This window comes from Citrobacter sp. R56 (assembly GCF_016811995.1).
GTDB lineage: Bacteria > Pseudomonadota > Gammaproteobacteria > Enterobacterales > Enterobacteriaceae > Citrobacter_D > Citrobacter_D enshiensis.
In genome coordinates this window covers 1,091,904-1,115,294 of record NZ_CP069159.1, presented here as the reverse complement: position 1 = coordinate 1,115,294, position 23,391 = coordinate 1,091,904, and the positions used below count along the sequence as shown (strand labels likewise).

24 protein-coding genes and 7 pseudogenes are annotated in these 23,391 nt (G+C 41.1%); 18 read left to right on the top strand and 13 right to left on the bottom strand.

Going from position 1 to position 23,391, the window contains the following annotated elements:
* Window positions 1–43: 43 nt before the first annotated feature.
* Window positions 44–708 (bottom strand): IS1 family transposase gene (locus JM656_RS05310; protein ID WP_223349789.1). Its coding sequence is split into 2 segments (ribosomal slippage): window positions 44–492 and window positions 492–708, totalling 666 coding nucleotides; the frame shifts between segments, so codons are not numbered across the junction.
* Window positions 709–1,227: 519 nt separating this feature from the next.
* On the opposite strand from JM656_RS05310, the gene JM656_RS05305 reads away from it, so the two are divergent.
* The 8 genes from JM656_RS05305 (at window position 1,228) to JM656_RS05275 (ending at window position 7,053) form a co-directional block, all read left to right on the top strand.
* A complete protein-coding gene (locus tag JM656_RS05305; protein WP_023317198.1) occupies window positions 1,228–2,214 on the top strand; it encodes an ankyrin repeat domain-containing protein in 987 nt (328 codons plus the stop codon).
* Window positions 2,215–2,570: 356 nt separating this feature from the next.
* Window positions 2,571–3,011 (top strand): hypothetical protein, encoded by a 441-nt coding sequence (locus tag JM656_RS22485; protein WP_016246254.1) that lies wholly within the window; start codon window positions 2,571–2,573, stop codon window positions 3,009–3,011.
* Window positions 3,012–3,026: 15 nt separating this feature from the next.
* Window positions 3,027–3,971 carry an ankyrin repeat domain-containing protein gene (locus JM656_RS05300; protein WP_023317199.1) on the top strand — a complete coding sequence of 315 codons (945 nt, stop codon included), beginning with the start codon at window positions 3,027–3,029 and terminating at the stop codon, window positions 3,969–3,971.
* Between the two features lie 177 nt (window positions 3,972–4,148).
* Window positions 4,149–4,553 carry a hypothetical protein gene (locus tag JM656_RS05295; protein ID WP_012139001.1) on the top strand — a complete coding sequence of 135 codons (405 nt, stop codon included), beginning with the start codon at window positions 4,149–4,151 and terminating at the stop codon, window positions 4,551–4,553.
* On the top strand, window positions 4,550–5,809 hold the full coding sequence (locus JM656_RS05290) for a relaxase/mobilization nuclease domain-containing protein (protein ID WP_089582236.1): 1,260 nt from the start codon (window positions 4,550–4,552) through the stop codon (window positions 5,807–5,809). Before JM656_RS05295 ends, JM656_RS05290 begins: the two co-directional genes overlap by 4 nt.
* 188 nt (window positions 5,810–5,997) lie before the next feature.
* Complete coding sequence (locus JM656_RS05285) at window positions 5,998–6,270, top strand: hypothetical protein (RefSeq protein ID WP_001594380.1); 273 nt, start codon at window positions 5,998–6,000, stop codon at window positions 6,268–6,270.
* A gap of 49 nt (window positions 6,271–6,319) precedes the next feature.
* Window positions 6,320–6,706, top strand: a complete 387-nt coding sequence (locus tag JM656_RS05280; RefSeq protein ID WP_023317201.1) for a hypothetical protein — start codon at window positions 6,320–6,322, stop codon at window positions 6,704–6,706.
* A gap of 26 nt (window positions 6,707–6,732) precedes the next feature.
* Entirely contained in the window at window positions 6,733–7,053 is a 321-nt protein-coding gene (locus JM656_RS05275; RefSeq protein WP_001594383.1) for a hypothetical protein, read from the top strand.
* A gap of 136 nt (window positions 7,054–7,189) precedes the next feature.
* On the opposite strand, the gene JM656_RS05270 is transcribed toward JM656_RS05275, so the two are convergent.
* The gene (locus tag JM656_RS05270) at window positions 7,190–7,615 is read right to left on the bottom strand and encodes a hypothetical protein (protein WP_023317202.1); all 426 of its coding nucleotides are present in this window, start codon (window positions 7,613–7,615) and stop codon (window positions 7,190–7,192) included.
* A 995-nt stretch (window positions 7,616–8,610) separates the two neighbouring features.
* Here JM656_RS05270 and JM656_RS05265 point away from each other — a divergent pair.
* Window positions 8,611–9,175: pseudogene (locus JM656_RS05265) on the top strand (helix-turn-helix domain-containing protein).
* A gap of 69 nt (window positions 9,176–9,244) precedes the next feature.
* Entirely contained in the window at window positions 9,245–9,550 is a 306-nt protein-coding gene (locus tag JM656_RS05260) for a hypothetical protein (protein ID WP_000813690.1), read from the top strand.
* A 173-nt stretch (window positions 9,551–9,723) separates the two neighbouring features.
* On the opposite strand, the gene JM656_RS05255 is transcribed toward JM656_RS05260, so the two are convergent.
* From JM656_RS05255 to JM656_RS05245, 3 genes are all read right to left on the bottom strand, one after another.
* The gene (locus JM656_RS05255; protein ID WP_001065761.1) at window positions 9,724–9,999 is read right to left on the bottom strand and encodes a hypothetical protein; all 276 of its coding nucleotides are present in this window, start codon (window positions 9,997–9,999) and stop codon (window positions 9,724–9,726) included.
* 204 nt (window positions 10,000–10,203) lie between these two features.
* A complete protein-coding gene (locus tag JM656_RS05250; RefSeq protein ID WP_001064738.1) occupies window positions 10,204–10,410 on the bottom strand; it encodes an AlpA family transcriptional regulator in 207 nt (68 codons plus the stop codon).
* Window positions 10,411–10,532: 122 nt separating this feature from the next.
* Window positions 10,533–11,387 carry a DUF6387 family protein gene (locus JM656_RS05245; RefSeq protein ID WP_203360300.1) on the bottom strand — a complete coding sequence of 285 codons (855 nt, stop codon included), beginning with the start codon at window positions 11,385–11,387 and terminating at the stop codon, window positions 10,533–10,535.
* Between the two features lie 240 nt (window positions 11,388–11,627).
* On the opposite strand from JM656_RS05245, the pseudogene JM656_RS22245 reads away from it, so the two are divergent.
* Window positions 11,628–11,756 (top strand): annotated as a pseudogene (locus tag JM656_RS22245) (IS3 family transposase); the annotation flags it as partial.
* Between the two features lie 66 nt (window positions 11,757–11,822).
* Here JM656_RS22245 and JM656_RS05240 read toward each other — a convergent pair.
* Window positions 11,823–11,970 (bottom strand): annotated as a pseudogene (locus JM656_RS05240) (ATP-binding protein); the annotation flags it as partial.
* 174 nt (window positions 11,971–12,144) lie between these two features.
* On the opposite strand from JM656_RS05240, the gene JM656_RS05235 reads away from it, so the two are divergent.
* Window positions 12,145–13,137 (top strand): ankyrin repeat domain-containing protein, encoded by a 993-nt coding sequence (locus JM656_RS05235; RefSeq protein ID WP_063418963.1) that lies wholly within the window; start codon window positions 12,145–12,147, stop codon window positions 13,135–13,137.
* Window positions 13,138–14,025: 888 nt separating this feature from the next.
* Window positions 14,026–15,378 (top strand): SIR2 family protein, encoded by a 1,353-nt coding sequence (locus JM656_RS05230; RefSeq protein ID WP_023317204.1) that lies wholly within the window; start codon window positions 14,026–14,028, stop codon window positions 15,376–15,378.
* A gap of 793 nt (window positions 15,379–16,171) precedes the next feature.
* On the opposite strand, the gene JM656_RS05225 is transcribed toward JM656_RS05230, so the two are convergent.
* Window positions 16,172–17,264, bottom strand: a protein-coding gene (locus JM656_RS05225) for an IS3 family transposase (RefSeq protein WP_203360299.1) whose coding sequence is annotated in 2 segments (ribosomal slippage) — window positions 16,172–17,012 and window positions 17,011–17,264 — 1,095 coding nt in all. Because the reading frame shifts where the segments join, the coding sequence is not laid out codon by codon here.
* A 236-nt stretch (window positions 17,265–17,500) separates the two neighbouring features.
* Between JM656_RS05225 and JM656_RS05220 the strand changes: the two genes are divergently transcribed.
* Window positions 17,501–18,058, top strand: coding sequence for a type IV secretion protein Rhs (locus tag JM656_RS05220; RefSeq protein ID WP_203360298.1), 558 nt, complete (start codon window positions 17,501–17,503; stop codon window positions 18,056–18,058).
* Window positions 18,055–18,405 carry a putative T6SS immunity periplasmic lipoprotein gene (locus tag JM656_RS05215; protein ID WP_203360297.1) on the top strand — a complete coding sequence of 117 codons (351 nt, stop codon included), beginning with the start codon at window positions 18,055–18,057 and terminating at the stop codon, window positions 18,403–18,405. The genes JM656_RS05220 and JM656_RS05215 overlap by 4 nt, the downstream gene beginning before the upstream one ends.
* 292 nt (window positions 18,406–18,697) lie before the next feature.
* On the opposite strand, the gene JM656_RS05210 is transcribed toward JM656_RS05215, so the two are convergent.
* The 3 genes and pseudogenes from JM656_RS05210 to JM656_RS05200 form a co-directional block, all read right to left on the bottom strand.
* Window positions 18,698–19,903: a DUF4375 domain-containing protein gene (locus JM656_RS05210; RefSeq protein ID WP_203360296.1), complete on the bottom strand. Its 1,206-nt coding sequence runs from the start codon at window positions 19,901–19,903 to the stop codon at window positions 18,698–18,700.
* Between the two features lie 64 nt (window positions 19,904–19,967).
* Window positions 19,968–20,098 (bottom strand): annotated as a pseudogene (locus JM656_RS05205) (helix-turn-helix domain-containing protein); the annotation flags it as partial.
* 101 nt (window positions 20,099–20,199) lie between these two features.
* Window positions 20,200–20,670: a GNAT family N-acetyltransferase gene (locus JM656_RS05200; RefSeq protein ID WP_203360295.1), complete on the bottom strand. Its 471-nt coding sequence runs from the start codon at window positions 20,668–20,670 to the stop codon at window positions 20,200–20,202.
* A 3-nt stretch (window positions 20,671–20,673) separates the two neighbouring features.
* On the opposite strand from JM656_RS05200, the pseudogene JM656_RS22240 reads away from it, so the two are divergent.
* Window positions 20,674–20,856: pseudogene (locus JM656_RS22240) on the top strand (hypothetical protein); the annotation flags it as partial.
* Between the two features lie 126 nt (window positions 20,857–20,982).
* Here the strand turns inward: JM656_RS22240 and JM656_RS22235 are convergent.
* From JM656_RS22235 to JM656_RS05190, 3 genes and pseudogenes are all read right to left on the bottom strand, one after another.
* Window positions 20,983–21,171 (bottom strand): annotated as a pseudogene (locus tag JM656_RS22235) (hypothetical protein).
* Window positions 21,155–21,331, bottom strand: a complete 177-nt coding sequence (locus JM656_RS05195; protein ID WP_238929231.1) for a hypothetical protein — start codon at window positions 21,329–21,331, stop codon at window positions 21,155–21,157. The pseudogene JM656_RS22235 and the gene JM656_RS05195 overlap by 17 nt, the downstream one beginning before the upstream one ends.
* A pseudogene (locus JM656_RS05190) lies at window positions 21,331–21,456 on the bottom strand (DNA ligase); the annotation flags it as partial. The gene JM656_RS05195 and the pseudogene JM656_RS05190, both read right to left, overlap by 1 nt.
* A 597-nt stretch (window positions 21,457–22,053) precedes the next feature.
* Here JM656_RS05190 and JM656_RS05185 point away from each other — a divergent pair.
* Both JM656_RS05185 and JM656_RS05180 read left to right on the top strand, forming a co-directional pair.
* Entirely contained in the window at window positions 22,054–22,560 is a 507-nt protein-coding gene (locus JM656_RS05185; RefSeq protein WP_203360294.1) for a hypothetical protein, read from the top strand.
* A gap of 413 nt (window positions 22,561–22,973) precedes the next feature.
* Window positions 22,974–23,360 carry a hypothetical protein gene (locus tag JM656_RS05180; protein ID WP_203361223.1) on the top strand — a complete coding sequence of 129 codons (387 nt, stop codon included), beginning with the start codon at window positions 22,974–22,976 and terminating at the stop codon, window positions 23,358–23,360.
* Window positions 23,361–23,391 lie beyond the last annotated feature (31 nt).

The following is a 23,391-nucleotide window of genomic DNA, read 5'->3' as shown; positions in this document are numbered from 1 at the left end:
CCCTAAATTTTTAGCATATAAACTATTTGGTAATGGTCCCAACTTATTGATAGTGTTTTATGTTCAGATAATGCCCGATTACTTTGTCATGCAGCTCCACCGATTTTGAGAACGACAGCGACTTCCGTCCCAGCCGTGCCAGATGCTGCCTCAGATTCAGGTTATGCCGCTCAATTCGCTGCGTATATCGCTTGCTGATTACATGCAGCTTTCCCTTCAGGCGGGATTCATACAGCGGCCAGCCATCCGTCATCCATATCACCACGTCAAAGGGTGACAGCAGGCTCATAAGACGCTCCAGCGTCGCTATAGTGCGTTCACCGAATACGTGCGCAACAACCGTCTTCCAGAGCCTGTCATACGCGTAAAACAGCCAGCGCTGCCGCGATTTAGCCCCGACGTAGCCCCACTGTTCGTCCATTTCCGCGCAGACGATGATGTCACTGCCCGGCTGTATGCGCGAGGTTGCCGACTGCGGCCTGAGTTTTTTAAGTGACGTAAAATCGTGTTGAGGCCAACGCCATTCATGGCCATATCAATGATTTTCTGGTGCGTACCGGGTTGAGAAGCGGTGTAAGTGAACTGCAGTTGCCATGTTTTACGGCAGTGAGAGCAGAGATAGCGCTGATGTCCGGCAGTACTTTTACCGTTACGCACCACCCCGTCAGTAGCTGAACAGGAGGGACAGCTGATATAAACAGAAGCCACTGGAGCACCTCAAAAACACCATCATACACTAAATCAGTAAGTTGGCAGCATCACCCCTTCCTGGCTGTTGAAAAAGACTACGCTGCTTAAATTTTAAATGAGCATCCTCAAGCCGAATAACTTAAAGGATGCTCTTCAAATTTTAATAAGAATTATCAACAGCAAAAAACCTCATAAAAAACACTACTCATTTAATTTCCAAAATTAAGATGAACATTAATAACCACCATTATATTACATGATCTTTTCCATATCCTATAGCATTACTCTCTATAGTATTAATATCTGAGCCTCTAATTATCTCCTTTATACAGATTAGTTCCAATATGGATAAATATTCTTGTGAAAATGGTTAATCCACATCACATAGGATAACCTTAACGTCCCTATGTTCCATTAAGTTAAGAATAACCTTAAGCAAACCAAATCAGATACCCCCTAATAAAACAAAAATAAATTTGAATACCGTAAAATCTGGTGTCATTAATATCTTGAAAACAACAAAAAAGGAGATAAACAATGATATCAAGAGAAAATAATAAAAATAACCTATTCCGTGTAAAGTCTAAAAATGGTGTCCTTCGTTGCCTTAAGGCTGGCATGGATATAAATATGTGCAATAGTAAAGGTCAAACTGCTCTTTTTACCTGTAATGTACCTGAAGCTATACAGGCAATGATTGACGCTGACATTGACATTCACCACTTGGATAATGACGGTAATAATGCATTATTCTATGCTCAAAATGTTGAAACAGTGGAACTTCTTGTCAGCAATGGTATTAATGTTAACCACCGGAATAAGTCAGGCACCCTTGCGATTCAACATATTGATGTTTCACCAGGGTTAGTAAAATATCTTATCAAAGCAGGACTAGATATCCATACCAAAGATAGCTATGGCAATTCCTTTCTTTTCATTCCATTTGAAGGATATGTGTACGATGCACTAATTGAGGCTGGTTGCGACATTAATCATAAAAATATAAGTGGACAGACAGCATTCGATCACTGGCAGTCAGAAAATAATAGCATAGTTGGTAAATATACGCACTGGGAATCTAAAAACGATAACTACATTCGTTTTCTTATCCGTAATATTCATCTTAAAGACAGTTCAAAAATTGTATTCACGAACATTACATTTAAATCAATTGAGCTATTGTCGTTACTTATAAAGCAAAAAAATGAATTTGAGATAAGTGATAAGTGCATTATCACACCAACAAATGCCGACGCTAAAAAATTAATTTTACAACTAAAGAAGCTGACAGACATTAGTCATGTTTGGTTTTACATAAGCAGTACATATCTACTGACGCACTATGCAGGAAGACTGCTAATTAAATGGTTAATACGTAATGATATAAAAGTTGATATAGAATCGCTAAAAGAACGCTACTTTTATGAAGAAATCCTCCAGGACAAATTACAGAGAGAGCAAAAGGTTTTACGAACAACGCTTCAACCAGTTACCTGTAAAGCAATTACAAAAAAAAGATTATGAATTGAATCTGCCTGAACACTCTCCCCTTGGCTTTAACCTTTAGTTAGATAGCCAAGGGGCGCTAACATCATTAATTTAATACAAAGCCCCACATTGCACCTTTGCACTTTGATAAATTTATTTTTTAAAACACCCTCATCGCCAATTCATACTATATCAATCACTACTCTCAAACCAAATCAATCAAATAAAACACAGCACTTTTTGATAAAAATAAAATAACAATGAAAAACAACACCTTATATGAAATATAATAAAAATATAACTATTTAATTAAATAAATATAAAAATATATTTGCATTTTGTTTATTTAATAATATATATTTCCTTTGTTAATTAAATAAAGGAGAACTAAAATGAATAAAACAAAATATCCAAGCCTGACTAACTATCTCGCCAAAACAAAAAAGAACGCAGATCTTTATAGATTATATAATCCACAATTTTCTTTTTTCTGCAAAAGTGACACTCAGGAGCAAAGATTTTATTTCGATTATTTCTCAAGACATATGGTCTCGAAGAGAAATATTTTAACCGTATTCTCTATCTATACATTCACCTCTTATAACATGAACAAAAAAGAGACAATAAAAAATTTCATTCGATTTCTCAAAACGACGAATGAAAGTACATTCCATAATGCTTTTTCATTTCGCGGTGGTAACATTTTGTATGTAAGCAACAAAAACATGTTGAAAGAGATCTCATGGTTTTCACTCGCTCGAATTTACGAAGACATTAAAAAAATAAAGGAATATAAAACCAACCATGACAACTATATCAGATTAGTCGCTTAACAGAGGAGAAAAATTATGAATAACAACGCAATAAATGCATTACTCTCTTGTAAAACTCCAAAAGACATTCAGGCTTGCATTAATGCAGGCTCCGATATTAATACACTGGATTCGTTTGGAAGAAATATACTGTTTTACTGTAAAAACCCAAAAATGATTGACACTCTGGTTAAAGCAGGAATAGATTTTAACCATTCTGACAACTATGGTCACAATGTTTTGTTTAACCAGCGAAATCCTCACATACTGAAAAAATTGATTGATTCCGGCGTAGATATACACCACAAAAATGGTCTCGGCCAAACCTGTTTATGCTCGTTAGCTGATAATATATCCTGTTGCAAAACCCTGATCAATGCTGGAATTAATGTCAACAATGTGGATAAATGCGGAAGAACAATACTTTTTTACGTAAAAAATCACTCTATCTTTGATTTGATGGTACAGGCCGGTTGCGATATAAACCACAAAGATAACCAGGGTCACGGTATTTTTGAAATTTGCTATTCATTAGGCGATTTCAAAGCCAAAATGCTCATTCGTCATATTAGTATGAAGGATAGCAGTCCAGTAATTTTCAACTACCTCAACAGCGAAAGTCTGCAGATAATGGATTTGCTTCAGAAGAAAAACCTTAACTTTACTATCTCTGATAACTGCCAGGTTTATCTAAGTGCCAATGAAAATGAAATGAGCTCTTTCTTCAGTGAACTAAAGAAGAAGACAGATATCAGCAACACACATTTTCGCCATATTGTACTGCGAGGTTATGATTTACGCGGGGACATTGAAACCATTAAATGGTTTATCCGCAATGACATCAAAATAGATAAAAAACAACTGGAACAGCATATTCGACATGATGAGATTTGTAAATATATAGCAGAACATGAGAGAAAGAAACTTAGCGAAATTATGAAACAAACAATCTCTTTAATGCCAGTAAAACGTAGATTGTAACCTCCGCCCCTCCTCACTGTCATAATGAATTTAATATGAACCCTATTTTTACCCAGAGCAGATTACCTAATTAGCAATCTGCTCCACCTCTCTTATTTATAAATTTCGACACTGCCTTGACTTATTTTACCAATGCGCTAACTGTAGATCATGAACACATTTTAAAAAAGGTTAGATATGCATAAAAATGAAAGTAAAGAAGATCTATCAAGAAGCTCAAGAAGAGGTAAATTCCATACAGCAAAATATTCACCTAATGAAGTTCGAACTCACTGCGTCAGCGTTCGGTTAAACGAAGAAGAATTATCTATTCTCGATAGTAAAAGAGGCCCTTATAAAAAAGGGGAATGGCTAAGAATGGCATCCCTCAACAAACTCCCACCGGTATTACCTGAAATCAATCGTGAAGCATGGGTTAAACTCGGCAACCTTTCACAGGATTTAAACCGCCTGCTGAATCATCTCGACAGCAAAAGCCCTGACAGCGAACTGACCCGTACAGAACTCTTCGCCCTGCGCAGACAAATCAAAACTCTCAGGGATCACCTTATTCCATCAACCTTTCTGGAGCAAGACCAGTGAAAGGCATGCAGAAAATAAAGCGGGGTAAACAGTTTGCAGGTGTGGTTCTCTATAGCCTTAAGTCAGGATCTCACCACAAAATCACGCCTTATATTATCGGTGGCAACATGACGGGAAGCACTGCTGCTGAACTTATCAGTGAATTTGAAGGCACAAGACTACTGCGCCCCGGTGTCGCCAAACCTGTCTGGCATAATTCGCTTCGCCTGCCAAAGGGAGAAACACTGTCAGTCAGACAATGGGCGGCATTCGCCGACGATTATATGACCCGGATGGGGTTCACTGAAACGCACCTTCGCTGTTATATCCTTCACGATGATACCGACGGGCAGCATATCCATATCATTGCAAGTCGCATTAACATGGCCGGTGGAAAGCTGTACATGGGGAAAAATGAAAATCTCATCAGCACCCGCATTATCAGCGAACTGGAGCGAATACACGGACTCACTGAAACAACACCTGCAACCAGCAGTCGCCCTCAGGCTAAAAGAAAACCCTCACGCAATGAGCTGATGATGGCAGAACGAACAGCAGTTCCCTGCCCTAAGTCTCAGTTGCAGACCCTGATTGATAATGTCTTAACGCATCGTCCCGATTTACTGACTTTTATCGACATGCTGGAACAGAAAGGTGTGACCTGTAAACCCAATATCGCGTCGACCGGAAAAATGAATGGATTTTCATTTCAGTACCAGGGTATTGCCTTTAAAGCGTCTCAGCTTGGAAAAAAGTATGGCTGGTCTTCTCTGCAAACGCAGATTGATTTTACACCAGAGCACCTGGCCTTACTGAAAAAAGAGCAACAACAGACTGTACCAGTGCCAGTGCCAGTGCCAGTGCCAGTGCCAGTGCCAGTGCCAGTGCCAGTGCCAGTGCCAGTGCCAGTGCCAGTGCCATCATGCGAGCCTGAAGAACAGGTTGCAAACCGGGAAACGATTCTGGAGAAAATCCTTCAGCTTGAAGAAAAAATTCGTCTGGAAAGACAACAGGAAACAGTGGGTGTCATTCAACTCAGGAGCAAACTGCACAATACAGCTCGTCAGATACCCCGCCAGCGTCGTCTGCATTCGTGGCTTGTATTGCTCGGCCATATTGTGGCACTTCTCAGGCGCAGGGGCATGTCTCTGTTACATGCCACTGCACATCCTTTCCACCAAATCCTGCACCTGCATCTTCTGACACCCTGTCATTCCATGACAACAAATCCCATTAAAGAACAATTAGTTAAAAATAACCCCCATCCTGCACCATAAGTTAACTAATCCATACTTTAGTGATAGTCAATAAAATATTGATCGTTTATATAGATCGATAATCTTGTTATGATAGTTATATCCTATTAACAGAGATCCATCGATCGGTACAAGCAATTTTACTAAAGCGGATCATTCATCGAAAATGTTCAAAAATACATCACCTTAAATCAGGCCACGGAGTCATGATGGATAATAAAACGATTAGCTGCCCCTTCTGCTTTACACAAAGCCCGCACGGCGTGCGGATTTGCAAAGGATGCCATGCAAAAGTCGCCTACGGTGAGAGTCCGCTCAGTGTGGCATTCCTGTTTCAATTCGTGGCATTAGCTCTCGCCTGGTTAGTATTTTCATTGACCGGCAGCACTCCTGTCTCAGTCATTACGTTTTTTGCCAGCGTCATTATTCTTATCTGCATTATTAAAAAGAAATATGCAGACAGAGTTGTTTTTATACGGTGATATTAATTTCATACCACCGTAAACATAAAAAATTAATATGAGAGAACTTATGAACAGATTCATGATTTCTGTGTTTTTTATTTCTGCTTTCCTTATTTCTGGTTGTTCAACATCAGGCAACCAGCATCTAAAAAACGAAACAGCACAAAGTCTGCAGTCGAAAATTATAAAAAATAAAACAACGAAATCAGAAATCATTACCGCATTAGGTGAGCCCGAAACCAAAACTACACTTGATAGTGGCAATGAAGAATGGACTTATTCGATGGATAACAATCAGTTTGATGCCACCACATTCATTCCAGTGGTCGGGTTGCTGACAGGCGGTTCACAGACGCAGGCCAAAACGCTGGAAATCGAATTTAAAGGCGAAACGGTCAGTAAGTGGACGTTCTCTGAAAACAACAGCAAGATGAAAACCGGCCTTATTCAATAACGTACTCTACAGTCTGGGATTATTTTATGAAAACATATGCATTTACCACACTCATTGCGTCCATTTTTTTGCTGAGTGGCTGTACCGGTGAACCGTCTGAGCAGGATATTTACACTGCGATGAATAAGGTCATGGAGCAGACGAATGCCATCGTTAAATCCATAGCAGGTAAAGATGTCCCGAAAGACGCACTGCGGGAATTAAAATCTGTCAAAAAGCATGACTGCGAAAAACTATCGGATAAAAGCTACAAATGCAATGTAACAGCTGTTGTCGATAACGAAAAACGCACAGCGGCTGTCACGCTGATCAAAACGGATGATGGCTGGCAGGTCATTGATAAGTAAGACCACAGTAAAACAATCCCGCCAGGCAGGACACCAGACCGGTGGCTCCTGCCTTTTTAATGCCCGGTAATGTCTTGCGGGAAACGACTGCTTTTATGTCACTCTGCCATCCCCTGTCCAGTACGTATCCGCTGCCTCACAGCCTTTTCCTGACCACGGATCCTGGTGGTGTATAAGCCAGAGAACGTGCAATGCGTTTCTTTTCATACTGTGCCAGTAAATCAGCATAAATGTGCTCTGCTTCATCCAGATTGCCTGAAATATAATTCACGAGCGAATTCAGGCAATGCAGTAATGTGTCACTGTTTGCGAGTTGCCTGAGCAGAGGGGCCTTCAGGGTAGAAACGACACCCATAAACATCTGCATGATATTATCAACGTGATAACACGAATTGCGATATTGCGCCCGTGAATAAAAATACTTCAGATGGTATCCAGCGAAAAGCACATAAAGTTTTCTGTAAAAAATATTGTTATTAACACTGTCGCGATGGTGTGTTATATATTTATCAACAACAAATATAAACTTTTCTTCCTGAGAAGAAACACAAATATTACTCATAACCCTCTCCTTTTTTGTTTTTATAATTAAGTACTATCAGCTTTAAAATTTAAATCAATACAAAATTGAAAATGTTTTATTTTAAAATGACAACTATTTATTCTTTTAATACTGAAAACAGCTTACGCTGTTGCAATGTTGAGTCCGATCGATTGCATTACCACTTCTTTTTTTCAAAAGCCAGGTAGTTTCCATATTTCAGATAAAACCCCTTCAGGAATTTTTTTGAGAGAGTGCTACGCACCGGCTCACGCCCCCGACGACAGATATATGTAGATTATTTTTACCCGTCAGATGAAAACCCAACGTTTAATCCCTCTTGCAGCGCCGCTGAGTGCCCACAGCACTCACTCGCTGAAGCAGAAAGGATTTTTCCGAAGGGGTTCCGGCGTGAGCCGTATTAAGTTAACGGGTAAATCATGTAGTCGGGTCCACTCTTTCGCTAAACTCAGCAGTCTGAATCTCTGCGCGAAGCGTATTTGTGCTGAGAGCTAAACCCAACTGTCTGAACTCCTGCGCGAAGCGTATTTCTACTGACAGTTAAACACTATAGCAATGTTCTGAAGCCCAGTGGCGCAACATACAGGTGCGCAGGCTTCACTTAAGGAATAATATTACGAAGGAAAATCAGCAATAGCAGTGTTTATCAAACTGTGTACAATTGAATTTTGTGTCAGTCTAAAGCTAAATTTCGGTTTCTTGTTTCTTTATCACTCTTTTATCTTGCAAATACAAAAAGAAAATTAATCAATTACATCAACAAGTTAAGATAGAATATTGGTTGTATCTTTCAGAACCAAAAATTATTAATGACATAACGGGTGATGGTGAAATTTAGCACCCTTCGTAATAACTCTGACAACCCTTAATATTTCACTAAAAAAAATAATCACAGAGCAATAAATATAATATTTTTAAATTTTTATTACTAATAATATTGACAAACAAATTTAATATGCCATATCTGTTATCACAATAATAAAAAAGGAGCCATTATGTCAAACACAAGTGTTATGTTAACTAAAGAACAAAAAGCAATCATTGCAGAAGCATTAGATGTTATGCCCGAAGATCTGGAAGAAATAAAAGTTAAAGCAAGTGCCTGTAAAAAGACATCCTTTCGTGACGATTTTTCGATGATCTTCAAAGATAATACGGCCACACTCGCCCGAATGGATCTGACACCAACGGCATTCAGAATTGTTCTTTATCTTTTCTCAGTCATTGATTATGGAAATATTATCCCTGACTTTTCACAGTCACGTACTGCCAGAGAGTTAGGACTGAATAAATCGAATGTTTCACGTGCATTCAGAGAATTATTTGAGAGGAAAATACTGATCCGTAACGCTGAAGACGGTCAGGTTTACCTGAATTCTAATTTATGCGTAAAAGGTATTCCTCATCGTTTCAATGAAGATCTGATGGATAAATTCAGTAAATCCAGACTTGAGACTGAAGATTTTGCCACTTCATTCAACTTTTATCGCGCAGGGCGCAAAACAAAGCCTGTAAAAAAAATCCAGAAACAGATATCCAACTGACGGCATTCCCTTTTAAAAGACATAACAGCGCGGTGATTTTACGCCCCACACCAGCGAAAAACTTAACAAAACAAAGGATATCTTTATGAAGCAAAGACTCCCTGCTTACCTTTACCAGAATAAATTATCAGATGAACAACGCAATCTGAACAATACTGCTCACTATGTGTTTTGGCTTCTCACATTAATCGCTTCATACACACCAGATAAAAACACTGTTTACCTGAACTTTCACCGTGCAACATCCATCGCACAGCAGGAAGATATACATATTACGCCAGCCCGATTTTATCGGGCCATCGATGAACTGATTGATACGAATGTTATTATACCTACTGAGTTTAAATACCAGTATCGTTTAAACCCTGTATTTTTCAGTTATCTTAAATAAAACAAAGGGCAGAGAATGAAAGTTTAGGATATTCCTATCCTGCAATGCTTACTATAGCAAAACCACATGACCGCTATCAAAAGCACATAATTTTTATATATCATTACCAGTAGGATTAAAATAAGAAGGTACAGACTTGTGCTGTCTGTACCCATGATAATTTATTACAGACTTTACACCTTTTTACCTGCGTTATTCTTTCTGATAATATTTTTTTCATTGACAAGGTGCTCAATACACATTCGTACTTCATCATTAATGGTAACATCTGTAGCACCTTCGACCAGTATAGAACACAACAAATAAAGAAGGACGTGCTCAAACTCTATCTCTTCGACTGGATCTACATAATTACGATAGGTTTCAATAGCCTCATACAAGCTATCCGGTGAAGTCACAAATGCACATACAAAATCTTTATCTTCCGGTACTCTGATTGAATTATTCATTTTAAATCTCCTGTACTTATTAATTTATAATGTCACGGTAAAAATGCCATCATAATTTCCACCAATGACTATTGTTATTACTTCTTAATACCAAAGCCTAACCTAATACTACTTATAAAATATCAGGCGGCCCTCGGCTCATTGTTGAATAGCACCATTTATTTTTACACACCAAATTTAATACACTCATCATTAGCCCCGTAATCAGGCTGCATTTTTACGTGAACGTTCAATTGCAGATGCGATCCATTCATCAACTTCGCTTTCGACAAATGCAATTGCACGCGAACCAATTTTTATTGGTTGTGGAAATAAACCTTCGTTGATTAGACGATAAATCCAGGCCTTGCCATAGCCGGTTCTGTTCATAACTTCTGGCAAGCGAATTAGGCGGGTATTTTGATTGTTCATTTTGTTTTCCCTTTGTCGTTGTGATGGGATCACTATACGAACAGTTGGGAAAAGAAAGGAGCGAGCTTCCTAACTGCAGGGTTACGGTCTGCCCTGCAGTAGTAGACTTCGGGAATTCGAGATCAGTTAGAATCAGAGAGTTTCATCACATCTGAAACTCTCATGTTTTTCAGGTGGGGATTTCGGTTCATGAAAAAATTGAACTGCCTAATGAAGTCTATCGTTGCAGCTTTCATCGCAAGCGGACGATCTGAGTCTTTAATGTGATACCCTAAACGGGTAGTTGTTTCTTCATCTTCATCAGTATAAAGAAGCCGGGAGAGGCGATCATCTGAGATTCTTAGTTCTTTCCTTTTTGCCCAAAGTAAGATGTCCAGCATCGCAACCAACCTGTAATTTATGATTTTTTTAATGGTTCCATAGCCGAAACGAACGATACCGGTTTCATTAACTTCCACTCCTTTTACCGATCTCCATTGTGGCAGGGCCGCTTTTATCGATTCGGCTATTTCATCGTCAGTACCACTACCAAGATCGATTTCAAACAACACCGTTTTCTCACATAAGGGGGACAAGAGTTGTGACACATAAGCTTCGTGATGAGGCGCATTAACACAATATTCATCGTTTCCTTCCTCCCAGGTGAAAAGATTCACACTAAGAGCCATCACACTAAGTTCAGCAAGCCTGGTGATATCCGTGATAAAAATGTGTGGAGGACTGTAGAGAGTATCGTTAACTGTTGGATAATCGAGATGCTTCCCTTTGAAAAGATGGGGGTTCCCACTGAAAATTTCAGTCATGTACACCCATAGCCCTTTCTTTTCTTCGTCAGTAGGCCCAGGCTTGTACAGAAGTGCTCTTGCCCAAAGTTCGTGATACAAGGCATTTAAACTGATGTCTTCGAGCTTGCGATAGTTATCTATGTCAAGCCAAGCTTTGATTTCTTTAGTATGCTCTGGTGACCAGTTTTTCAAAATTCAAATCTCCTGCCTTCTTAAAGATTTAAGTCATACGAATAGAGTTCAGTTAGTTTGAAAAAACTACCGTATTCACTAATCGATGAAAAGCAGTTCCTGCTTGCAAGTTAACCTAGCCAGAAGGAAGTTGAACTGAGAAATTTGTTATCTTTTGATGCAACTTGCCAGGGTCTACGTCCTGTCAGGAAAGGAGAGGCAGGGACATGGACCGACTACGCCCTGCCTCTTACTTTACTCTGGGCGTATCTTGTCGTTGTTCTCGACCTGTTCGCCAGAAAAACCGGAGGGGTGGGCAATGAAATTCAATTCTCACCTGACAACAAACTTACCATCAGAGCACTGGAAATGGTTTGGGAGCGCCAGGGGTCAACAACGGGTAAAAAGTGATCCGCATACCGCCACCACCGACGGTCTAATGTTGATCCACCTTGTTTACTCAGGATTAGCTTCAGCGATAACCCCGGCTTTCCGTTTTTGCTTCAGTCGATAGCCTTCTCCTTTTATTTGTACGACGTGTGTGATGTAAAATCCGGTTCAACATTGCCGATGTAATGGTAGCATCTCCCGCGAAGGTTTGGTCCTATAGTCCGGACGGCAGGTTACAGGCGTAAATTTACTGCAGGTGTTTCTGATGTATCCACGGGTGGTTTGTGGAAATTTTTATTCCGCACATCATGAACACCTTTCCCCAGTTGTTGCATTTCACAGAATTTCTGATATCTAATGACTTAAACATTTTTTCATGGGGGTGTTTATGGAATTAGTCATATCCTTATTACAAAAGGGATTATTAGAAAAGGCATTAGACCTTGCCATTTCTGAATTATTCTTCAATGCAAGATCACCTGATGATATAAAGAAAGCTTTAAAAATAGGCTATGACATTAATGCTGTTAACAGTAACGGCAACAATGCCATTTTTGCCTGCAGAACCCTGGAAGCCATGGATTGCCTGCTCAGTTATGGAATTAATATACACCATATCAACGGACATGGGCAAAATGCGCTCTTTCATCAAAAAAATCCAGAAATACTGAAGAAACTGATTGAACTGGGTTTAGACACCTCGCATACGGATACTAATGGCTACACATGCATTTTTGAACATTACAGGAATGCTGAAGGATTGACAGAATTAATTAATGCTGGTTGTGATATAAATCACATCGATAAAAAAGGAATGAATATTCTCTTCATGCCCCTTTCCCCGGAAGTTTTATCCGTAGCAATAGATGCTGGATGCAATGTCAATCAAATTGATCATTCAGGGAAAGGATTTATTGAAAATGTATATGATTATGAATTACATGATATCATTCTCTCGCATATTGATAAATTTGACAGAAGAACGCTGCATGTAGATTTTTGTGATCTCGACTCAGCCTTTTTCTTGTATTACCTTTCTGAACATGGATTCAAAATAGAACTTAATAAAGACCATTTCACCATTAACAGTTACATTGGTGATTATAAAGAAATCTTATCCATACTTGATTTCATCAGTGAAATTCATGATATTCACTTCTATAAATATAAAGGCGGCCCTCTCTATAAAGATATCGACAAGCGAATTGTAAAGTGGATGATAAGAAATAATCTCTTGGTTGATTTATCAAAAATAAATAAACACAAGGATTATGAAGAAATTAATTCATACAAAATCCGTCGAGAACAGAAAGAAATCTCCAGGCATTTAAAACCTGCTAAAAGTATATCTGCAACAGTCAAAAACGGCGGAAGATTGTGAGAGCTTATATGTGTGATTCATTCTCATTGTTTCAATATACTGCCTCAACATGAACAAAGAAATTCAGCATCAACTATATTGGGAATTACTCTATGAATCGTATGGTGCTAAGGGTCTGACGCCTCTGCCTGGTGATGTGGAAGCTGCAGGCAATTTTAAAATATCTGCTCGTTGTTTAGTGAACTTGTCAATCATTACCCAAGTGATATTGATTATCAGCACTCGTGCTGGATCACGGCACTTCTGGAAATAAAACTTAATGAGGTAAATGATTGTCAGATGTATTCGAGAACTGCCCATCGCTGATAGCCAGTATCAATGTCAAATCAGGTTCTGATCTCCTAATCGTGCTCTCGCGATCAGTTTTCATAGAAACAGTATCCTTTATGCTCGGAAAGGCATATACCCCTAAAGCAGCTCAGGTTTATCTGGCTGAGGCTATGACGCGAAACCATTAGGGAATCTAAAAAAAGTAAAGACTGTGTGATTTGTGAGCTTGATTGAATGCACTGAGAGCTCACGCCGCTGGCGATATTGCTTAAACACAACCGGCAAATAGATCGATAGTCCCCACGGAGGAACGAGGGCATATGCCAGCTTACGTTGTTCGGGAACTTCTGCTTAGTGCCAGGAGCGGACATTTTGTCTCTCGATTCAGGCGGCCAAATTCAGTAAACCACTTCATACTCACTGATCAGCCGCGATGTGTGCGCTGTGTTGCCGTTATTGCAATCACATCCTAAGAAGATTTCTGAGAAACGCAATTAACTTCAATGATATTATATACAAAGGAAACGCTGGGAAACCGGGGTAAAGTTTGGGTGTCACAAAGCCCCGAACCGTTTCGCGGTGCATCACATAGCAATCACCTATCCCTGAGGTAACTATATGGACTTTACGGAATATCAAGAAGAAATAATCGAAGATGTTAAATCTTGCCTTGAAAACTTACAAGTCCAACCCATTTTATTCATGGGTGCAGGTATTTCACAACGATATATAAAAGCGCCTGACTGGGAAGGTCTATTAAAGCAACTAGCGGAAATATGCCCCTTGATCAAACGCCCTTATGGTTACTACAGCCAAACAAAGGGTGATAACAAACCTTTGATTGCTAGCGATTTTTGTGACTTCTATGCTGAATGGGCTTGGGATGATGGCAAGGATCGCTATCCAGAGACATACTTTGAAGGAACGACTCCAAAAGATATTTATATTAAGCATGAAATTGCATCCATTCTGAATGAATTATCAAACTCCGTTGATTTCTCGAACATGGAATATACAGAGGAAGTTCAGAAATTAAGGAAAGTAAAACCTCATGCAATAATCACAACAAATTATGACGACACATTAGAAAAAATATTTGACAATTATCAGGCAATAGTTGGTCATAACGTTGTTAAAGTGAATTATTCATCTTATGGCGAAATCATGAAAATTCATGGTAGCAGTCATGAAGTTGAAAGTATTGTTATTACAAATGAAGATTATGTTGATTTCTATAAACGTAAGAAATATATCAGTGCTAAGTTGCTAACATATTTTGCTGAACACCCCTTGTTTTTCTTTGGGTACAGTATCAATGATGAAAACATAAAGGCAATTCTCTCTGATATAGATGAAATCATCGCTCCCAATAATGCATTGATTCCAAATATTTATCTTGTCTCCTTCAGTAAGGACTGCGAGGCCACTGGTTCTCATCAAAAGGAATTGCTAATCGGTGTTGGTGAGAATAAAAGCGTTCGAATCAAGGTGATATACGCAAATAATTTTGGTTGGATTTTTGATGCGTTATCATCTAATACACCGGAAATTAGCGTTAATCCAAAACTTGTGCGTGCATTTCTAGCCAGAACGTACACATTCGCATCAGAATCCCTTGTTAAACAAGAACTTCCATACGATTTTGAGATGTTCCGCAATATTGCAGAGCATGATGATGCATTAGCAAAAATGTATGGTATCGCTGAACTCAATAATGGGCAGGCACTAAATGCTAGTTTTCCATATACAATGTCTGATCTGGCAAGGATTCTCGACATGGGATCGTGGCACTATGTTAATCAAGAATTCGAAAAATTAAGAAAACTAACCGACTTTAACATTAAAGCATCAGACAACAATTATCATGTTTTCATTAAATCTGGGAAAAGTGGTGTCGGAAAATACTCATCTGAGGCACTTGACTTATTGCGAAAATTAATAAACGGGGAACAGTTTGAGTTAAACCCATAATTAAAGATGATGCACACAATGACGTTATATTAAAGAGGCCGCTGCGAGAGGCTTTTTTGCAGCAGCCTTTTCAACATATGGGCATTTCTAACGAACCAGTGATTAGACATTTTCACTGAATCTTGACATGTCTGCCTGAGTTAAATAGTTTTTTACAGTTGTTTTACGTCCGATCCTCGCTCATAGCAGACATGAATACTCTGCTAATTGGCCACTCCGGGCCTGAACGGACGAGGTACACCATCGACTCAAGCGGACAAGTTTATGGGCCACTACAGTATTTGAGATAGAGCAGTTTTTATTGACCCTCTCAGTAATCAGACGCTAAATATCCAGCCACACTTACATTTAGTTTGCCATAGAGCGTGTTATTTTGAAGTCGCTAGGCATGTTGGAGCCATGCGAGGTTCTGTGGTTCTACTTTATGGTTCCTTTTTGGAACCCATAACGAAATTAATTTAAACAAAAACATTAAATATCAATACACTATAATTAAAAGCACAGGGACGCCAGCTTGATTGGACAGTGCCAGGACGGCACTAGCAAAAACAGGAAGTTAGCAGTCTCAGCAGGACACCGACCAGACGGTGAGGAGACAAAAAAGGATACGCAAAGGAGCCGCGGCTCTTTAGTGACATGAAAGCCCGCTTATGCGGGCTTTTTTGTATCCCTTCCCTATACTTTCAGTCTGGTGACTGGAGGTTTCTATGTGCGGACGTTTCGCCCAATCAATGACGCGTGAAGACTATCTTGCCCTCCTGTAAATAGACCCGCTTTAGTTCCATGCATTTTTTTAGATCCCGGCCAAATAATGGTGTTGTCGATATTCCTCCGGCGTCATATTGTTCAGTGATTTATGCGGGCGTTCACAGTTATATTCTGACAACCATTTTTCCGTGATTTCCCGTACTTCATTCAGCGTTCTGAACAGATAAAAATCGAGTATTTCTGTACGGTATGTCCGGTTAAAGCGCTCAATGAAAGCGTTCTGCGTCGGCTTACCCGGCTGGATAAACTCCAGTTTTACTGCATGTTTCTCTGCCCATTCAGCCAGTGCCAGTGAGATAAATTCCGGACCATTATCCATGCGCAGCATGACCGGATAGCCACGATTTGCCGCGATCCTGTCGAGTACACGGACCACTCGCAGAGCTGGCAGATTCAGATCGATTTCAATCGACAACGCCTCACGGTTAAAGTCATCAACGACATTGAACGTGCGAAAACGATGGCCACAGACCAGGGAATCATGCATAAAATCGACAGACCAGCTCTGGTTCAGCGCTTCCGGCGTGACCAGTGGCGAGGGATTACGCACCGGCAGCCGTTGTTTGCCCTTACGGCGAAAATTTAGCTTCAGCAGACAGTAAATACGGTGGATCCTTTTGTGATTCCACGGGTATCCCTGCCGCCGCAGAACCTGGAAGAGTTTCGGAAAACCGTATCGTGGGTATCGCTCTGCCACTGCCTGCAACGCGACAATAACGGGTTCGTCACGCGTGGTATCCGGGCGGTAATGGTAAACCGTTCTGCTCAGGTTCAGACTCCGGCAGGCCTGACGGATACTGAGTCTGAACGTCGTTATCAGATGAGTGACCAGCTCATGCTTAAAGGCGGGTTTTAAAGCTTTTTTCGATAACGTCTTTCAGTGCCCGGTTCTCAGGGCTCAGGTCGGCAAACATCTGTTTGAGACGTCGGTTCTCGCCCTCAAGACCCTTGATCTTTTTAATATCAGAAGCCTCCATGCCGCCGTATCTGGGCTTCCAGTTGTACCAGGTGGCTTCAGAAATACCGACCTCCCGGCAGACATCTTTAACAGTTCGTCCGGCTTCAACCGACTTAATCACAGCGATGATCTGATGCTCAGTAAAACGGGCTTTACGCATAACGATCTCCTTCGTTGGCAGATTGATTATGCCGGATGATCTCTAAATGTGAATGGCTCGATTATGCGGGATACTTACAAACAACTAGACCATTGCGTCGCGCTAACTCCAATGACCTGGTGTAGGAAAGTTCCTAAATCAAGGTTTCCCCCCTTTATTAAGGGCTTCCGTGAAAAATAGCTCTACCGTTAGTATACGATTTACGACTAAGTGTTAATTTATTGAGGGGGCAAGGAATGAATAACCCAAATTCTGTAACTTGGCCGAAGACAAATGAAGGAGGTCTTCGACGATTAAGAATTGGTGAAATTTATCTGGCAAGTTCTCTATATCACTACAGCATCCATTACAACAAAGTATGGGTTCATTTAGAAAGCTATCTGCCATTTAATCTACAGCCTGCCAATATTGCTATGGCCCCTAATGGTGAAATGTGGTTTCGACAAGACAATTATGAAGATGATTTTTCGGCTCCGCAAAAGGGCCGAGTAGAACAGCAACACCTTTTCATGCACGAAATGATGCACGTCTGGCAGCACCAGCACGGAATGTGGGTAAGAATGAGGGGGATGTTTTCCCGTTTTGCTGATTACACATACAGTCTGGATAAGAATAAATTACTAGATTACAGTCTGGAACAACAAGCCTCGATCGTAAGCGATTACTGGCTATTAAAAACATATGGATTCAGCCGCTACACGTATCTAATTGATTACAGGGATTATAACCCTGCAGAATCAACACATGATCTGATGAAGAAATACGAACGGGTTTTAGGGAGATTCCCCGGATGAGAAAATTGCTTTTACTAGTTCCTTTGATTGTTCTGCTTACAGGTTGTCCGGGGAAGGACGGCGCGAAGATGAGTAAACATAGATCGATATACATCGATGGCGAGCGTGTTTGCTTTACAGTCGACAAGCAAGATGTCCTTACTCGCTATGGGTTGACAACAAATGGAGCGGATTACAAGGAATTGATGTTTAGAGATTCAGTCCGGCTTACTTATCCGGATACTTGCTTCAATGCCAATCTTGATAAGGGGGTGGCGTATAACGCTACTTATGCCATTGATGGGGAAAATTATTACTTCACGTTCATTATCGATAATGAAAATAACGTAGTAGATTTAAAGAAATAAATCATGTTGTTATCGGCTTATTTGTTTCTTTACGGCGTAGTTGAATTACGTTTTGCTGACATAGCATCATGGTGATTTTAACTTAACTCGAAGTAATAATTAGACCGCCTTAATAGGCGGTCTAATTATTTTATGGTACTTGATGATGCCCGGGTCCGTTTGGAAAACGGAAAATCTCCTACGCTAAGCCTGTTTTTTAAGCAGGCATAGCAGCCATTTTACAACGCAAATTTGGTCGAACTGCCATCGTTAATGCGACAGAGCCCAACAAAATGTGCTACCAGGTTCGCGGTTAATTATCTCTACCACGCTTGAAGAACGCCTTGCCGTCCAGCGAGCCGTCCTTCTTATGGCATGTGACCTCACCCTCAAGGAGGCCATCCACTAGTCTACCCTCACACCAACCTCCATCGCTAATCGTCTGACGCAGAGTTCCGTTGCCATTGGGAGCCAGGTCGGTTCCATCCTCAGCGAAGCACTGTTGATATCGCTCCTCGTGAGCATCTTCCTTGGTGCTGCGGGTATTGATCTGACCGTTCGGCCAATATCGCACACAGCATTGTTGACCTTCATGTTGCTCTGTTCGCATCATCAACTGGCCGCTTTTGTGAAAATATTCCATCACGAGCTCATTACCCGCCGCATACAATTTACTTGACTTAATACACCCGTTATCGTGGTAAGACTCATGCAGCCCCTCCTTGTACCAGAACGAACGTCCATCGGATTGCGACTCCAGGCCCACCCCGTTAAATCTCATTTGATGCGTACGAAAACTTGGGTAATGAATGGTGTCACGATTTCGAGCTTTTCCGCCCTCTCCAACTCGCTCGCAGACCATGATCTGGCGATCCCTGGAGAACCACACCACGTCGCATTCTCCATTATTCCCGCGCTCAAAGACGTTGGGGCCGACGGGGAAGCCGTCAACGAAGCGTAACTTGCCACGAAAGCCCTTGCCTCGGCATTCAATCCACGCCAGACCATTCGCGGTGACGTCATCAAGTGGGGCAATATCGAAATATGCATGTGGGTCCCCGAGTAGATGGGCATTCAACGCCTGCGAGATATCGTGGTTGATGGCGAAGAACGCTGTTTCCAACGCTTCAAATTTAGGCTTGAGACTCTTAAATAGCTCTTCGGGCCAATCCCCTTCGTCCTCCGCAGCATGTACCTGTTCTGAGACGTCGTACCATGCCTTGTGAACCTCATCAACAAAATGCCGATACTGGTTCAGAACGGGATGAGCCGCAACGAACTCGGGCACCTGGTCGAACCCTGGGAGCGACAACGCTTGGTTATAGAAGTACTGCGCCACGCCACCATTGCTGATCTCGGCATCAAACAAATCCCAATAGAGCACGGCTCTTGGCAAAGCTGGTAGGTCAGAGAAGCTGCCGCTGACCGAATCGGACAGCGCGGAGGTAAAATACGGAGCAGAAAGCAAAAATTGTGGCCATGAGATGGCTGGAAGCTTTTTGGATGTCATATTTTTCATGTATGGGCTTTGAGGTTAGATGGAACGAAAATGTCTGCGAAGAGTATTAATTACTGATTTTTGCATGGTTCTCATCCTGGAGAGCGAGCGTATGGTTGAAAACGAAACGACAAGCCGCATCGAAGCGCCTTATTTCACGCTCCTGCTGACACCAGACATTCTTAACTGGAAGTAGAATGCCTGTAGTCGTTTCAGGGGGCAGTTTGGATATCGAAATTATTGTACGTTAAGATGATTTTTTATACTGACTGATATCAACTGCATGCAAAGGACGATACTTCCTTTCAATCAGCTTTTTATTGCTTCAAGAGTTTTTTTCGCATCAATGCATTTTGCAATACTACGCCACGACGAACAGGAAAACCTCGCTCCACTACATGAAAACCGTGTCGTAGAAAGAATGCTTCCGCTGCCTTACTTACATTTGACGTAAGTTCACCAATTCCAAGTTGTCTGGCTTCTTCATGAATGGTATTCATCAATAGTGTCCCGACTCCCTGTCTCGGATAGGTTCCCGATACAAAGAAGTGATCGATGTATCCGTTCGGCTGGACATCTGCGTATCCAGCTATTTCACCATCCATCTCAACGATAAATGGCCGTAGTTCTCTCATGTGAATGGCCCATTGTTTCGGGTCAATATCTGCCGGAGCCCATGCCTCTATTTGTTCATGTGTGTAGTAGTGTGAAGCTATCGTATGTACTGATGATAAAAATATGCTGAATAACGCAATTTCATCACCATTATTGAACCTTCTGATTATCATAAAACCCCGTTAGGCTGGGAGCATATCAATCTGACAGGCGATTATATCTGGAAAAGCAACAGGATACCGGCTTCCGGTAAGTTTCATCGCCTGAGACCAGCTAAAGTCGAAAGGGTTAAAAAAACAGCCTTAACATACAATAATTTTCGATATCCGAACTGCCGCCTTTCATGGCTGTTATTTTAACAAGAACAGGCTTAGCGTAGGATATTTTCCGTTTTCCAAGCGGACCTCATGCCGAGAACGACTCCCCATTTTAGCAAAGGCCAATACGATGTATGGAATCATTTAAATGGCTCCCGCTTCAGTCAGTTACAGCAGAAGACGAAGACCTTTTTCTGTCAGTTGGTAATTCTCAGTTTTACCTTCTGCCGCAACGTTGGCCACAAGGTTCATGCGTTCCAATTTGGCGCGCGTCTTTGACTACCTGTGAGCATGGAAACACGACTATTTGCTGATTTCACGCAGGGTTTCCTTCTCCCGTTTACTTAACATAATCATCCTTAATCTCCTTCAGTGTATACGTGATATCTACAATGCGGTAAATGCGGCCGCGCCTTTGCATAACACCGGCTTTTACGTAATCGTTGATGCTACTGGACATCACCAGACTGCCGATAGCGATGCCGACGACTAAAAAGACAATCATCCAGCCGAGCATCATTCTTTATCTCCAATACGGTCTTCGGTATCGCGCAAACATTTCGGCCATTTCAGACGTGGGTGACGCAAACTGCCATCTGGCGTGTATTCGTGGAAGTTAACCTTCACGATGCGGCCCATGTGTAAACACACCACTTTTAGTTCCACGCACTTTTTGAGATCCCGGCCAGAAAGGCGAAGATCTCTGATTTATCACAGCACTTATTTTGGACCAGGGTCAGCGATCGTTCCTCTCGCCAATAATTAACAAACCTTACCCCAAAATAATAAATCTTGAAAAACAATCCAAACAGAAAATCATTAAAATTAAATTCATTCATCATAAATTTGAATTACACACTCAAATTCAATAATACACAAAGCCACACTTTTAAATTATTAAAAAAAGGCAGTAATGTAACCTTATCATCATAGAGTGGGCTTATAGATACTGGTTTAATAATGAACAGTCATGACGTTGTACCACCAGACATTAAACTAAACCAACAGCTCCCAAGATGTGTAACAACCAGCACCGTTACAACCCCGGTGTTTATCGTTGGTCTGACTGTGTTTGGTTAGCAACCGCCCCGCTTCGGCAAGCCACTTAAAAGCAAAATAAATTCCAATACATTGATTAAAATGTTTCCGGTTTGCAGGACTCAATACCAGATCCACTCTCTACTCTACTGCGGAAACATGTTACACGAACCGCCAGACAACCAAAAAAAGGCGTCTTAAATGTTAAGAAAAATAGTGCTTATAAGTTTATTTTCATTTACATACTTACCCGTTGCACAGGCATCATGGAAAACGGTTGTCGAGAACGATATATTCTCTGCTGGTAAAAAAGCTGAACTCATTGGAGAAATATCGAATGAAAATCAGTCGGTTGTATTTGATTGCTCTGAAGGAAAGTTAGCGATCAGTCAGGTTGAAGCAGATAGAAATACGGTTGTCACAGGAAAAGGGAGTTATCAGACGCTCATCAAGATTGATGATAACCAGCCTGTAGCCTTGAACACGACATTGATAAGAAGAAGCCCGGAGTCTATAGCGCTTACCAGCACTGAAAAAGATAAAATTATGACTCTTCTACGTCAACTACAGGCTCAAACCTCCAGACAAGACTTTTTAATTGGAGTTATGGATAGCAAAGGGAATCAACTCTCATCAGGCTCCGGATCTGTCTCGTTTGCTAAAAAATCCGTAACTAAATTCATCAAAGCATGCAAAATCGAACTGTAAGCCAAACTCTGGTTATTCTCCCCTGAGTCATCGATATGCTGCGGCGCGTTCCTAATTAGTTGCAGCCAAAATCCGCCCATGGGCGGATTTTGTTTCGTACAGACCTTATATCCCACGATTTACAGCATATATAACAACGCGGTGATACGGTAGACTGCCTTGTATCGCAGTATCGACAGAGACCCTGACTCAAAGAGAAAAATCTAAATCACGGGCTTTATGTTTCATAACGCACTACTGAAAGTAGCATGCAACGGGTTCGGAAGTTCGTGATGATGTCCAATGCTGTTAAATCGCCCGGGCTCTGGCCATCGGTTGCTTTTACAGCATAATTTTAGCCGTATGCATTCGCGCCCGACCCGGTATTTCATCTGCGGGAACCCGATACATTTCACCACAGGGAAAAAATGTCTATGCAGCTTAGCGAAGCCGAATTGATTACCCGTGCCCCTGTCTGGTATGCGTTATCTGAACTTTTCACCTGGCGTGATCTCCAGGACTATGACTACAGATGGATGGCGCAAGTGCTGAAGGACTCCGGGCTAAGTCGGGAAGAGATTTTTACTATTCTGGATGAGGAAGTCGCCCCCGCTCTGCAGACAAACCTTCTTTATAACCCCACTCCCGTTATAGACGAATGGTCAGAGGACGATATCAAAGAGCTGGTTTCGCGATATGTCAGCAGAAAACCAACCCTTATTGAGAGGGTGATTCCTTCCCGATATTTATTCAAACAGCGGCGAAAATACATTCAGGATGAAATCCTAAAACTCACTGCTGAGCTGGATAAAAGCACATGAAAAAACCGATACTCCGCCAGTCCACTCAATG

Excerpts from the sequence above, each read along its gene's own strand:
- JM656_RS05280 (WP_023317201.1), top strand. The coding sequence starts at position 6,320 with ATGAACAGATTCATGATTTCTGTGTTTTTTATTTCTGCTTTCCTTATT.
- JM656_RS05195 (WP_238929231.1), bottom strand. The coding sequence starts at position 21,331 with ATGCTCGGCTGGATGATTGTCTTTTTAGTCGTCGGCATCGCTATCGGC.
- JM656_RS05215 (WP_203360297.1), top strand. The coding sequence starts at position 18,055 with ATGAGAAAATTGCTTTTACTAGTTCCTTTGATTGTTCTGCTTACAGGT.
- JM656_RS05295 (WP_012139001.1), top strand. The coding sequence starts at position 4,149 with ATGCATAAAAATGAAAGTAAAGAAGATCTATCAAGAAGCTCAAGAAGA.
- JM656_RS05300 (WP_023317199.1), top strand. The coding sequence starts at position 3,027 with ATGAATAACAACGCAATAAATGCATTACTCTCTTGTAAAACTCCAAAA.
- JM656_RS22485 (WP_016246254.1), top strand. The coding sequence starts at position 2,571 with ATGAATAAAACAAAATATCCAAGCCTGACTAACTATCTCGCCAAAACA.
- JM656_RS05200 (WP_203360295.1), bottom strand. The coding sequence starts at position 20,670 with ATGATAATCAGAAGGTTCAATAATGGTGATGAAATTGCGTTATTCAGC.
- JM656_RS05210 (WP_203360296.1), bottom strand. The coding sequence starts at position 19,903 with ATGAAAAATATGACATCCAAAAAGCTTCCAGCCATCTCATGGCCACAA.
- JM656_RS05235 (WP_063418963.1), top strand. The coding sequence starts at position 12,145 with ATGGAATTAGTCATATCCTTATTACAAAAGGGATTATTAGAAAAGGCA.
- JM656_RS05305 (WP_023317198.1), top strand. The coding sequence starts at position 1,228 with ATGATATCAAGAGAAAATAATAAAAATAACCTATTCCGTGTAAAGTCT.
- JM656_RS05180 (WP_203361223.1), top strand. The coding sequence starts at position 22,974 with ATGCAGCTTAGCGAAGCCGAATTGATTACCCGTGCCCCTGTCTGGTAT.
- JM656_RS05230 (WP_023317204.1), top strand. The coding sequence starts at position 14,026 with ATGGACTTTACGGAATATCAAGAAGAAATAATCGAAGATGTTAAATCT.
- JM656_RS05285 (WP_001594380.1), top strand. The coding sequence starts at position 5,998 with ATGGATAATAAAACGATTAGCTGCCCCTTCTGCTTTACACAAAGCCCG.
- JM656_RS05270 (WP_023317202.1), bottom strand. The coding sequence starts at position 7,615 with ATGAGTAATATTTGTGTTTCTTCTCAGGAAGAAAAGTTTATATTTGTT.
- JM656_RS05260 (WP_000813690.1), top strand. The coding sequence starts at position 9,245 with ATGAAGCAAAGACTCCCTGCTTACCTTTACCAGAATAAATTATCAGAT.
- JM656_RS05185 (WP_203360294.1), top strand. The coding sequence starts at position 22,054 with ATGTTAAGAAAAATAGTGCTTATAAGTTTATTTTCATTTACATACTTA.
- JM656_RS05255 (WP_001065761.1), bottom strand. The coding sequence starts at position 9,999 with ATGAATAATTCAATCAGAGTACCGGAAGATAAAGATTTTGTATGTGCA.
- JM656_RS05220 (WP_203360298.1), top strand. The coding sequence starts at position 17,501 with ATGAATAACCCAAATTCTGTAACTTGGCCGAAGACAAATGAAGGAGGT.
- JM656_RS05250 (WP_001064738.1), bottom strand. The coding sequence starts at position 10,410 with ATGAACAATCAAAATACCCGCCTAATTCGCTTGCCAGAAGTTATGAAC.
- JM656_RS05275 (WP_001594383.1), top strand. The coding sequence starts at position 6,733 with ATGAAAACATATGCATTTACCACACTCATTGCGTCCATTTTTTTGCTG.